15 protein-coding genes are annotated in these 11,472 nt (G+C 58.2%); 5 read left to right on the top strand and 10 right to left on the bottom strand.

What is annotated here, in order from left to right:
- Positions 1–758 precede the first annotated feature (758 nt).
- From AB2B41_RS22345 to AB2B41_RS22315, 7 genes are all read right to left on the bottom strand, one after another.
- Positions 759–1,067, bottom strand: coding sequence for a TRAP transporter large permease subunit (locus AB2B41_RS22345; RefSeq protein WP_367880040.1), 309 nt, complete (start codon positions 1,065–1,067; stop codon positions 759–761).
- A complete protein-coding gene (locus tag AB2B41_RS22340) occupies positions 1,068–1,193 on the bottom strand; it encodes a hypothetical protein (RefSeq protein WP_268888901.1) in 126 nt (41 codons plus the stop codon). It abuts the gene before it with no gap.
- A 395-nt stretch (positions 1,194–1,588) separates the two neighbouring features.
- The gene (nhaA, locus tag AB2B41_RS22335; RefSeq protein ID WP_367880039.1) at positions 1,589–2,899 is read right to left on the bottom strand and encodes a Na+/H+ antiporter NhaA; all 1,311 of its coding nucleotides are present in this window, start codon (positions 2,897–2,899) and stop codon (positions 1,589–1,591) included.
- A gap of 265 nt (positions 2,900–3,164) precedes the next feature.
- Positions 3,165–3,299, bottom strand: coding sequence for a hypothetical protein (locus tag AB2B41_RS22330; RefSeq protein WP_263720905.1), 135 nt, complete (start codon positions 3,297–3,299; stop codon positions 3,165–3,167).
- Positions 3,300–3,405: 106 nt separating this feature from the next.
- On the bottom strand, positions 3,406–5,034 hold the full coding sequence (gene groL / locus AB2B41_RS22325) for a chaperonin GroEL (protein WP_367880038.1): 1,629 nt from the start codon (positions 5,032–5,034) through the stop codon (positions 3,406–3,408).
- Positions 5,035–5,076: 42 nt separating this feature from the next.
- Entirely contained in the window at positions 5,077–5,364 is a 288-nt protein-coding gene (locus tag AB2B41_RS22320; RefSeq protein WP_367880037.1) for a co-chaperone GroES, read from the bottom strand.
- 133 nt (positions 5,365–5,497) lie between these two features.
- Positions 5,498–5,734 carry a hypothetical protein gene (locus AB2B41_RS22315; RefSeq protein WP_367880036.1) on the bottom strand — a complete coding sequence of 79 codons (237 nt, stop codon included), beginning with the start codon at positions 5,732–5,734 and terminating at the stop codon, positions 5,498–5,500.
- A gap of 150 nt (positions 5,735–5,884) precedes the next feature.
- Here AB2B41_RS22315 and AB2B41_RS22310 point away from each other — a divergent pair, with 150 nt between their 5' ends.
- Complete coding sequence (locus AB2B41_RS22310) at positions 5,885–6,619, top strand: Crp/Fnr family transcriptional regulator (RefSeq protein ID WP_367880035.1); 735 nt, start codon at positions 5,885–5,887, stop codon at positions 6,617–6,619.
- 39 nt (positions 6,620–6,658) lie between these two features.
- On the opposite strand, the gene AB2B41_RS22305 is transcribed toward AB2B41_RS22310, so the two are convergent.
- The 3 genes from AB2B41_RS22305 to AB2B41_RS22295 all read right to left on the bottom strand — a co-directional run bounded on the left by AB2B41_RS22305 (position 6,659) and on the right by AB2B41_RS22295 (position 8,084).
- The gene (locus AB2B41_RS22305; protein ID WP_367880034.1) at positions 6,659–7,003 is read right to left on the bottom strand and encodes a hypothetical protein; all 345 of its coding nucleotides are present in this window, start codon (positions 7,001–7,003) and stop codon (positions 6,659–6,661) included.
- 242 nt (positions 7,004–7,245) lie between these two features.
- On the bottom strand, positions 7,246–7,659 hold the full coding sequence (locus tag AB2B41_RS22300; protein ID WP_367880033.1) for a hypothetical protein: 414 nt from the start codon (positions 7,657–7,659) through the stop codon (positions 7,246–7,248).
- Positions 7,656–8,084 carry a hypothetical protein gene (locus AB2B41_RS22295; protein WP_367880032.1) on the bottom strand — a complete coding sequence of 143 codons (429 nt, stop codon included), beginning with the start codon at positions 8,082–8,084 and terminating at the stop codon, positions 7,656–7,658. Before AB2B41_RS22295 ends, AB2B41_RS22300 begins: the two co-directional genes overlap by 4 nt.
- A 279-nt stretch (positions 8,085–8,363) precedes the next feature.
- On the opposite strand from AB2B41_RS22295, the gene AB2B41_RS22290 reads away from it, so the two are divergent.
- From AB2B41_RS22290 to hflC, 4 genes are all read left to right on the top strand, one after another.
- Entirely contained in the window at positions 8,364–8,666 is a 303-nt protein-coding gene (locus tag AB2B41_RS22290; RefSeq protein ID WP_367880031.1) for a hypothetical protein, read from the top strand.
- Positions 8,663–9,007: a hypothetical protein gene (locus AB2B41_RS22285; protein WP_367880030.1), complete on the top strand. Its 345-nt coding sequence runs from the start codon at positions 8,663–8,665 to the stop codon at positions 9,005–9,007. Before AB2B41_RS22290 ends, AB2B41_RS22285 begins: the two co-directional genes overlap by 4 nt.
- Before the next feature lie 107 nt (positions 9,008–9,114).
- Positions 9,115–10,182: an FtsH protease activity modulator HflK gene (hflK, locus tag AB2B41_RS22280; protein WP_367880029.1), complete on the top strand. Its 1,068-nt coding sequence runs from the start codon at positions 9,115–9,117 to the stop codon at positions 10,180–10,182.
- Positions 10,179–11,267 (top strand): protease modulator HflC, encoded by a 1,089-nt coding sequence (hflC, locus tag AB2B41_RS22275; RefSeq protein WP_367880028.1) that lies wholly within the window; start codon positions 10,179–10,181, stop codon positions 11,265–11,267. The genes hflK and hflC overlap by 4 nt, the downstream gene beginning before the upstream one ends.
- Positions 11,268–11,472: the final 205 nt, after the last annotated feature.

Here is an 11,472-nt window from a genome sequence, read left to right as displayed (position 1 = left end):
GCACCAGGCGCTCAACATGCGACCGCCAATGCCCGAGACTCTACAAAGAAGTGGCCCAGTCCGTGGGGGCTAGACAGTATGAACACAGCACTTGGTAACGATTTGATCTCGTCACCTGGCATATCCTAAGGCGTTCAAGTCAGCTTGGGGGATAACGTGGGGGATGATCGATGATCCCGGGCGAAAAATAAAAATTAGAACAATAACTTATAGATATTATGTGGCGGTGGACGCAGTCCAGAGCGAACCGGTCTCAGCCCTGTTTTCCCTGTTAACAGGGAAAAAACAGGGAAAATCCGCAATTTTTGGCTGAATCTGGGTGATCTTGGCGATTTTTTGTTGGATTTTACGAGTGTTTACAGTTAGTTAGAAGGCATTTCCCTGTTAAATTGATAACAGGGAAAAATTTCCGACTATCAGGGAAAGATTAAGGAGGAACAGGGAAGGGAGGTGGTGAAACAGCGAAGTGCGTAAACTGCAAACCTTACGATGGCGCTGAGGACGTAGCTGCAATGCCGAAAGGCCTCTTTCTGCGCATGAGCGGTCATCCATTTGGTTCGCAGCGAAGGTCGGCTCAGAGCCCCTATCTACGTATGCTGCGCACCCCACGAACGGCTGCGGTGCGTTTGAAGCAGACATTTTGCATACGCAGAGGGACCGAAACGCACCAGATTTTGGTGCTATAGAAACAGTCGTAGCGTCTTGAAAAGCCACTATTCATCCAATCGGCAACGAATTGTAGTATCGCAAATAGTATCTCATCCGTAGATAAAAGCGGGGAACCACAGAGCGAGCTGCGGCAGCGCTACCAGGAGCGCGAGCACCAAAAGCTCGGTCACGACAAACGGCCAGATGCCCTTGAAGACCTCGCTGACTGGCATGCGCGTGACGCCTGCAACCACAAAGACATTCATTCCCATGGGCGGGGTGATCAGCCCGATTTCGGCGGTCTTGACGAAGATGACACCCAACCAGATCTGACCATAGCCCAGCTGTGTCATGAGTGGGAAGACGACAGGCAAGGTCAGGATCAGAATGGCGAGTTGATCAAGGAAAAAGCCAAGGATCTATTTCCGAAGATATTTGATCAGCGCCGCTATGGCCAAAACGACCAGCACAAGGATCAACAGGCCGAACAGCCAGCCAAACCCCATCCCGAAACCCATTCCGAAGCCCATGTCGTTCCAATTCATCTTCTCGTCTTCCTAGGTTGCACCCCTAAGGGGCGCCTAAAAAACAGGCCTCACAACTGCATGCGCAGCATCGCATAGGATCGGTGTCTGGACGGCGGGGCGCCCTTTCCGGCTTCCGCCTAGTGTCGAAGAAGTTTGATCGGTGCCTCTATGGCCAAGACCACCAGTACGAGGATCAGCAGGGCGCAAAGCCAGCCGAGGCCCATACCGGTTCCCGTGTCGTTCCAATTCGTGTTCCCTTACTTACGGGCAGTTGCTGCACGTTGCGCTGCGTCGTCAGCTATTGCAGCAACATTGGGCAGCAAAGCATCTCAGAACTGATCGGCGTCGACATCGACGATGGAAAATAACGGTACATGAACGAAGTCGCGCATCGCAACGGCTATGTATTTTCGTCAACTCCTTCGCAATGTGAGCCAAATCAGTAGCGAGATGCCGAGTATCGCCGAGAGCGCCGATCCGCCGAGAATACCCAACTTTGCCGCATTGAGGGCAGAACTGTCGAATGCGAGGCCTGCGATGAACAACGACATCGTGAAACCGATCCCCGTCAGAAAAGAGCCGGCCAGAATGAAAGGCCACGACAAGCCCGGCGCGAGTGCCGCCAGGCCGGATCGTACGCCAATCCAGCTGAACCCGAAGACGCCGATCGGTTTTCCCAACACCAGGCCGACAATGATCGCCAGCGAGACCGGTTGTACGAAATCGACACCCTGAATCGTGATGCCGGCATTTGCCAGTGCGAAGATCGGCATGATTGCAAAGCCAACCCAAGGGTGTAGCATCATCTCGAGCCGTTCGACCGGTGAGAGCGACTCAGTGACCGCTCTGCCGGCTTGACGCAGGTCGCGGTGACTTACGGCATCTCCATGTCGACGATCGCCGGCCGGAGCGGCGAGTAGGCGCCCAAGGATTGCACGCAGGCGGGCATCGCTCACCCATATGCGCGTTGGCGTCATCAAGCCCAGAATGACACCTGCAATGGTCGCGTGGACGCCGGAAGCGTCGAAGCATAACCAGACTGCCGCTCCCAGAAGGAAATAGACCGGTACGCTTCTGATCCCGAGTCGCGATGCGCCTGCGACGATAACAATCCCTAGAAAGCCCAATCCGAGAGCCGACCAGTTCAACGCCTCACCGTAACCGAAGGCGACTACAAGGATTGCACCGACGTCGTCAAAGATGGCCAAAGACAGCAGGAACAATCGCAAGGTGGGCGGGATACGGCCCCCGAAGAGCGCCAGGCACCCGATCACGAAGGCCGTATCGGTTGCCATTACGGTTCCCCAGCCATGTATGCCGGGCTGGCCGGACATCAGCGCAAGATACAGAGAGACCGGCACGATCATGCCACCCAAGGCACCTGCGAACGGCAGGGCAGCCTGTCGAGGGTTTCGCAGTTCGCCCAGCACCAACTCGCGCTTGAGTTCCAGAGAAAGCACAAAGAAGAAAAGGGTCATCAGACCGTCGTTGATCCAGTGTCGCAGCGAGCGGGTGAAATCCAACGAGCCGAATGTGAGGCCGATGGGGGTCTCCCAGAAACGAAGAAAGCCTTCTTGCCACGGTGAGTTGGCCAGCCCCAAAGCCAGCAGAACAACCAGGAGCAGGAGTCCACCAGCTGCCGCTTCGATCTTCAGGAAGCGTGCGAATGGTTTCGTTATGCTGTCTGCTGCCTCGTGGGGCAGGCCTTGATGAGTATCGATCACGGGATAAGCATACCTTTTCGGGTCGACTGCGTCTTTGTCATCGCAACGCGGATGCGCTGACCACGAGACGCAGTCGCCGGAGCCTCAGCCGCGTCCCGGACGGCTCAGGCAGCAAGCGTCCGGGCCTCTGCGAAAGAAATCTCCGGTGCTTCTCGTCTCATAGGTGCAGCCTTGCGCAGCGGAAGCTCTGCCAAGTGTTATGCGCGTCGTCTCCCGCCGCCATCAGGCTCCGTATTCAGTGATAGCCAATCATTTGGCTCTGTACCTATTTCTTTTTGTGCTCGCCTAGATTGGTCAAGGTTTTGCCCTTCGTGAAGTCGGCTGTTGCAACGACCTTTTCCTTCACCTTCTTAGGCTTCTTCGCTTCACGGTTGCCGCGTTGCTTGTTGCCTTTGGTCATTTCCGTTTCTCCTGATTGTGAATTATTTTGCTGAACAGATCGGCGTTCACATCCTTCAGGAATGTGATTTCTCGTTCCGAGACTCCTGATGAAAGGCCGCGTCCATTCACATCATTCCGCCTATGTCGGACATTTCGCTACCGGCGCCGCCCTTCTCGGGCTTTTGCGCGAACATCCCCTCGGTCGTGATCAATAGCCCGGCATTGGACGCGGCGTTTTCCAGGGCGATCCGAACGACTTTCGTCGGGTCGATAACGCCGGCCTTCAGCACGTCGACGTACTCCTCGGCCTGCGCGTCGAAACCGAAGCTCCGGCTGTCGTTCTCGATGACCTTGCCAACAACGACCGATCCGTCGACCCCGGCATTTTCGGCAATCTGGCGCAGCGGTGCCTGGATCGCGCGCCGGACGATCTTGATGCCGGCATCCTGATCGCCGTTCTCGCCCTTCAGCGATGCCAGAACCTTGCCGGCATGAACCAGGGCCACGCCGCCGCCGGGCACGACACCTTCCTGAACTGCGGCACGGGTGGCATTGAGCGCATCGTCGACGCGGTCCTTGCGCTCCTTCACCTCGATCTCGGTTGCCCCGCCGACCCGGATTACGGCAATGCCACCGGCAAGCTTGGCGAGCCGTTCCTGCAGCTTCTCCTTGTCGTAGTCCGAGGTGGTGTCCTCGATCGGCGCCCGGATCTGCGTCACGCGCGCCGCGATCGCGCCTTTGTCGCCGGCACCGTCAATGATGGTCGCGTCATCCTTGGTGATCGTGACTTTTCTGGCGGACCCGAGCATGTCCATGGTGACATTCTCCAGCTTGGTGCCCATTTCCACGGAAATCACCTGACCGCCCGTCAGCACGGCGATGTCTTCCATCATCGCCTTGCGCCGATCCCCGAAGCCCGGTGCTTTGACGGCCGCCACCTTCAATCCGCCGCGCAGCTTGTTGACGACCAGCGTCGCCAGCGCCTTGCCCACGATATCCTCGGCCACGATCAGTAGTTGCTTCTCGGCCTGGATCACGGCTTCCAGCAACGGCACCATGGATATGAGAGAGGTCAGCTTTTTTTCATGAAGCAGGACGACGCAGTCATCCAGCTCGACGACCATTTTCTGAGCATTCGTGACGAAATAAGGGCTCAGATAGCCGCGGTCGAACTGCATGCCCTCGACCACTTCGGTTTCGGTCTCCAACCCCTTGTATTCCTCGACGGTGATCACGCCTTCCTTGCCGACCTTGGCCATCGCGTCGGCAATCTGCCGACCGATCTCGGCTTCCCCATTGGCCGAGATGGCCCCGACCTTGGCGATCTCTTCGCTGTCGCCGACCGGTCTGGACATGGTCTTGATCTCGGCCACGACCGCAGCGACGGCTTTGTCGATCCCGCGCTTGAGATCCATCGGGTTCATGCCGGCCGCAACCGACTTCATGCCTTCCCGGACAATCGCATGGGCGAGTACGGTTGCCGTGGTGGTTCCGTCGCCAGCCTCGTCGTTCGTGCGCTGCGCGACCTCTTTGACCATCTGGGCGCCCATATTCTCGAAATGGTCCGACAGCTCGATCTCCTTGGCGACGGTCACACCGTCCTTGGTGATGCGCGGCGCACCCCAGGAATTATCGAGAATGACGTTTCGGCCCTTGGGGCCGAGGGTGATCTTGACGGCATTGGCCAGCGTGTTGATGCCTTTCAGCATGCGGTCGCGGGCGTCGGTACTGTATCGAACTTCCTTGGCGGGCATGATGTGAATTCCTGAGACTGAGGTTGGTTTGAAGTTTTGGACTCAGGCGATCACGCCGAGAATGTCGCTCTCCTTCATGATCAGAAGGTCTTCGCCATCGAGTTTGATCTCTAAGCCGGACCATTTTCCGAACAGGATCCGGTCGCCGGCTTTGACGTCCATCGGGATACGCTCGCCGTCCTCGCGCCTTCCCCCCGCACCAACGGAGACAACTTCGCCTTCTTGAGGCTTCTCCTTGGCAGTATCGGGAATGATGAGGCCGCCCTTGGTCGTCTCGTCACCTTCAATGCGGCGAACGAGCACCCGGTCGTGGAGGGGAGTGAATGACATCGACGTGCTCCTTGTCGAGGATTGTCGGGCGTAAGTACCTTGTTCGAATGCCCGGCTTGGATGCGCGCAAGGCGGCGACAACCTGGTGGGGCTATTCTTCGAGATTGCGGATCAAGACCGCCGCGGTATTGCATCACGAGCGTCGAACCGAGTTTCCGCCAGCGATGATCGCGTTGATCAATTCGGCGACGGCCCGGTGGCTTTCTATTTCGAGTTCGGTGCCAATGGCATTCTCATGGGTCGCCGCGGCGTCGCGAAGAACCCCCACAATCTCGTGCTCCGGCAGCAATCCGAGATCGTTCATGGCAAGCAGGAGCGCTTCGCAGATTGACAGGGCGGCCTGACCTGCATGTTCGCTCGCGGTGGACATCCGGGTTTCCATCCTTGACATCGTGAGCCCAAGGGAAGGCGGGGCACAAATGCTTCCGTACTTTTCGCAAGAAGTGCTCTATGCTGCACTGATCCAGAGCAGTGTCCGGACCGATTTCCGCTCCTGGATCACGACACGCTGGGAGCCTCCATGACATCAGCCGATCTCAGCCCCCTGACCCGCAAGCTTTCTGCCTTTGTCACTCTGTCGGAGGTCGAGCTGGCCGTGCTTGAACGACTTCATCAGCGTCGCCGCTCCTTCGTCGCGGGGCGCGACATGGTGTATCAGGGCCAGTCGGCTCAAGCCGCTTACATTCTGTCCGCCGGTTGGGTCTGTTCCTACAAGTTGCAGGCAGACGGGGCGCGTCAGATCGTCGATTTCCAGATACCGGGGGATTTTCTGGGGTTGCGGAGCGTTCTTTTGCGCACGTCGGATCATAGTTTCGAACCCATCGTGGACATCGAGGCTGCCGAAGTGCTGACGAGCGATCTACTCGATGCGTTCGCGCAGACGCCGCGCCTTGCGACCGCCATCCTCTGGGCGGTCTCCAGGGATGAGGCGATGGTCGTGGAGCATCTCGTCGGGATCGGGCGTCGGGATGCCGATGCGCGCATGGCGCATTTCTTGCTGGAGCTGGGATCGAGGCTTGCGCTGGTCGGTATGGGCTGCAGACAAGGATTCGACTGCCCGCTGACGCAATACCACCTCGCCGATACGCTGGGGTTGAGCGCGGTCCATGTGAACCGCGTCCTGCGGCAGCTTCGCGAGAGTGAACTGGTCACCTTCCGTGATGGCCAGGTGACGTTCCACGACTATGCCGGGCTGGTGGAACTTGCCGGGTTCGATCCGGCATATTTGGATCAGACCGGGCCGCTCCTGAAGTGAAAGGGCCGCCCTCCCTTGCTCGGCAGGCGACCCCAAGTATCACATCAAACGATGGCGTTCACGCGAGGGCGTGGGTCGCCGCAGCGAGTTCCTTGTTGGTCTGATTGTGTTGAAAAACTCGTCGCCGCAAAATTCGCGCCAAAATTTTGGAACAACGTCCCTCTGATTCAGGCTCGATGAAACTACGTTCGCAAAAGCGGGCTTTGGCGGGAAGATGTTCTCCCAAATCGGTCGCCTCGGTCCGCGAACCGAGTTTTTCAACACAATCGTCTCGGCGTCGTTCTTCGCTGTATGCGCCTTCTCGGCTGCCTGGTAATGCTTCAGAGCAGCGTCCTTCTTCGGACCGGAGGGCGCCTTGTCCCACGCGGCTTTCACGGACTTCATCTTCTCGGCAGTCTTGTTCTATTCAGGAGTCATTGGAATTGTCCTTTCCTGGACGCTCCGAGAGTAAGAAGCGTGTCGACATGCCGTCCTTTTGAGCTCAACACGACCACACGCTTCTCGGGTACTCGGAAAAATGCACCACCGAATGTTCGGCGGGCACGGCTCACCTAACCAGCGTCGGAGCCCCTGCACTGACGCAGGTTAGTCCTGGCGGCCGCGGCAGGTCGATTGACGTGCGTCACTCAAGCCACAGCAGTTTGCTGATGGGAAATTCTCAGCCAGGTGTCGTCATCATTGAGGTACGTTGAGGCGCAGAGTGCTTTGTAGATCGGCACATTGGGTTTTTCTGCCGAGACGCGATAGGTGAGAATGGCGATGTCATGACACCGCATCACGCGCCGTTCGGCCATGACAACGGAGCGCCAGCCGGTCCTTTCCCTAAGATGGGTCCAGATTTGGTCGCCTTGGAGGATGCCGGGAGGATAGGGGAAAATCATCACGGCGTTGCTTGCTGTCGTTGTCCGCGCGTTGTCGTCGCCACTGGTCCAGAAGTGCTCCTCCATGTCCCATAGAAGGTGCTGTTCTTGCGGCGCTAGCGTCCCAGACTTGTGTGCCGCATGGGTCGGCGTCCCTACGCTCTCGGTTGAAACTGTCATTCGCCTGACCCGGACCCGCCGCTCATAATCATTTGAAACAGGATAAAGATAATTGTGAGCACTGCCCAGATTGCTCCACCTTTGCTCAAGTTGCCGGCTGCGAAGGTTGAGGCAGATCGCTTCACGGTACCTGACCTCGAGCCTTCAGGAAGCAGCTGGCTCAGGTGTCGTGCGACCCTGCCATGATCGGTTTTGAGCGTGGGAACATCCGAAAAGCCAAATAGTAGTGTGTCCAACCGCGATCGGGCGGCGTCGCGCCCCGAGGTGACAAGTTCAGCGGTTTCCTTCCAGGGATCGAGGCCGAGCCGCGCGAGCGTGGAGAGCACTGTCACGACATATCCGTTCCGGTCCTCGCCGACTGAAGCTTGGAGAAATCGATCGAATTCAGGCGGATGCAAATTGAGAGAACTGGGTTCGGCCATCATCATTTCATTCCTTTGCTGCAGGAACGCAAATCATCCCTGTTTTCCAAGGTTACATGCACGTATTTTCCTGTGCCCTTACACAGGTAAGTGCTGGTGACTGTCACTGAGCGGTCCAGAACCAGTTCGATGGCCAAGACTAACATGCGTCAGCGCCAGTCGAACGATCCAGATGTACAAAAGCGGATATCGCTCGATTGATAAGACCCGGAATCCAAGGGCCCTTCCACAATGGCGAGCGACGGATCTTTCAACATCTTGGAGAAATGAGATGAACATGCGTTGCACCAGATCGACGGTGACGTTTCAAACCCGTTCACCTTGCCGGGATGCCCCGGCGATTTGCCCGCGGGCGAGTACGAGCTTCTCGTCGAAGAGGAGCTTCTTCAAGGGCTCAGCTTTGCGGCCTATAGACGGACGGCGACCTACCTGACGGTGCACGGAAGGGGCCGTCATGTGCGGCGAATTGAACTTCGGGTGATATCCGAGTGCGACCTGAAAGAAGCGCTGCGCCGGGATGCGACCACAAGTGCAACGAACAATCACAGCGAAGCGGCGCTTTCTCCGCAGGAGGACTTGAAATGAACGCTCCCGAATGGCTTAAACCAGGCATCTATGGTGCCGTGTTCGGCGCTGCTTTTGTCGGCATCGTCGGATTTTCCTGGGGTGGCTGGGTGACCAGCGGCACCTCGAACGACAGGGCCATGGCGATGTCCCGAGACGAAGTGGTCGCATCGATGGTGCCAGTTTGCCTCGACATGGCTCGCACCGATCCCGAGCGAACGCGCAAGCTGGAAATGATACGGGCTGCCTCGACCTACCAGCGGCGCGATGCGCTGATTGCGGCCGGCTGGGCAACGGTGCCTGGAACAGATGCCCCGGACCGAGACATTGCGCAAGCCTGCCTGAAGGAACTGGACCTCTGAGGTCATGCTGTTCAGAGCCGACGATGTGATGGCGCATAACGAGTCGCACCGTCAAACGCGCGAGCCAGGCATCGTACCGCTTGCCAAAACCGAAATAGGAGCTTGCGATGTCTTCTGATGACAATGGACCGGAAGATCGCGGACCTTGGAAAAACAAGCAGAACCGCGTTCCCCCTGAGGTTGACGCAATTCTCAGGCGGGGCCGGGATCGGCTGCACGGCATCCTGCCGGACGGTCTGCCACCGGTGAAGCGTCTTGCAATCGGGGCCGCCATTGCGCTTGTGGCGTTTGGGGCGTGGTCGTCATATTACACGGTGCCGAGTGACTCCGTCGCGATTGTCCAAAGGTTCGGGAAGTACGCGGCTGAGGTCCCTCCGGGGCTGCACTTCAAGATCCCGTTCGGGATCGATGTGACCAGGTTAGTCCCGGTCAAGCGCCAGCTTAAACAGGAGTTCGGTTTCACGACTCCGGGTGCCTCCGATCCCTATCAGAGCCCGATAGACGGTCGCCGCGAGACCGAGATGGTGACTGGCGATCTCAACGCCGCGCTCGTAGAGTGGGTGGTGCAGTATCGGATTTCCGAACCCCGGAAGTTCTTGTTCGAGGTGCGTGAGCCGAGCGCGACCCTGCGTTACGTCTCGGAGTCCGTCATGCGCGAAGTTGTGGGAGACCGCACAGTTGACGAGGTGATCACCGTCGGGCGCCAGGAAATCGAAAGCGAAGCCCTGCTGAAAATGCAGGCGCTCGCGACCAAATACGCGATGGGCATCAGCATCGATCAGGTACAGCTGAAGAACATCAATCCGCCCCAGCCGGTTCAAGCCTCGTTCAACGAGGTCAACCAGGCACAACAAGAAAAGGAGCGGATCATCAACGAGGCCCGTCGCGAATACAACCGCGTCATACCTCTGGCCGAAGGCGAAAAGGACCAGCGCATCCGCGAAGCCGATGGTTATCGCCTGAGGCGGATCAACGAAGCCGAGGGCGATGCGGCACGCTTCACGGCGCTCCTGACGGAATACCGCCAGGCCCCCGACGTGACCCGGCGCCGGATCTACATCGAAACCCTGCAGGATGTTATGCCGGGAATTGGCTCCAAGATCATTGTCGACGGGTCCACGGCAAGCATCCTGCCGCTTTTGAACCTGGATCGACAGACAGGAGAGCAACCATGAAGACCCTTTCGCTTATTGCCTCGGGGATCGCGGTTGCCGGGGTCGTCGCTGCGTCATCCGCCGTCTACACGGTCGGCGAGGTCGAACAGGCCATCATCACCCAGTTCGGCAAGCCTGTCGGTGCGCCTATTACCGAGGCCGGTCTCAAGATAAAACTCCCCTTCGTTCAGGAGGTTAACCGGATCGACAGCCGGGTTCTGGAGTGGGACGGCTCGCCATCGGACATGCCCACCAAAGACAAGCTCTATATCTCCGTCGATCTCTTCGCGCGCTGGAAGATCACCGATCCTCTGCAGTACTTTCTGCGCCTGCGCGACGAGCGCAGCGCCCAGTCGCGCCTCGATGATATTCTCGGTAGCGAGACGCGGAACGCCGTCGCCAAGCACGAACTTATCGAGATTGTGCGCACGACCAGGGGCCGGACGCCGCTTCGGGACACGCTTCTGACTGATCAGGAGCTTGCGCAGGACATTGGCGCACTGGTTCCCATCACGAAGGGGCGGGCGCTGGTCGAGCAGCAGATCTTCGAGGCGGCGGCGGAGAAGGTGCGCGTCTTCGGGATTGAGCTTCTCGACATTCGTTTCAAGCGCATAAACTACAATGAGAGCGTGCGACCCAAGATCTATGACCGCATGATCTCGGAGCGCCGGCAGATCGCCGAAAGATTCCTGTCCGAAGGCAACGGTGAAGCGGCCCGTATTCAAGGCAACAGGGTGCGGGATCTGAACAAGATCCAGTCCGAAGCCTATCGCGCCGTCGAGGAAATCCGCGGTGCCGCCGATGCCGCAGCAGCAGCAATCTATGCGGGCGCCTACAATGTCGATGCCGTTTCGGTCGAATTCTACGATTTCACCCGAACAATGCAGGCCTACGGAGACATGATCTCCGACGACACAACGCTTGTCCTAACGACGGACAGCGATCTGTTCCAGTTCCTGCGCGGCATGCAGGGCGAGGCAGACCCAATCCGCGATCCAGGCAGCGTTCCAAGCGACGGTGGCGTGGCGTCAATCGGCAGGGCCCGACCAGCGCGAGACCCCGCGACGCCAATCGTGACACAGACGGAGGTCGAAGCAGGCCGTTAGGTTCATGGTGGAAGGTTTCAAGCATGAATTGAGGATATCAATCGGGAAGCACGTCAATGACATCTGGACCACCGAGGTCGGTTTCTTTCCGCTGCTGAGCAAGGCACACCCACTTGATTTCCGTGCCCCTAAAGCTTTTCCAGTTTACGTAGAAGCATATCCGGCCTCGCAAAAGTAGTTCCAGCATTCTTGCGGGGTGTAGAGA

Origin of the sequence: Sulfitobacter sediminis (assembly GCF_040811725.1) — a bacterium.
Lineage (GTDB): Bacteria > Pseudomonadota > Alphaproteobacteria > Rhodobacterales > Rhodobacteraceae > Sulfitobacter > Sulfitobacter sediminis.
The sequence above is the reverse complement of the archived record's forward strand: the minus strand, read 5'-3'. Positions and strand labels throughout refer to the sequence as shown.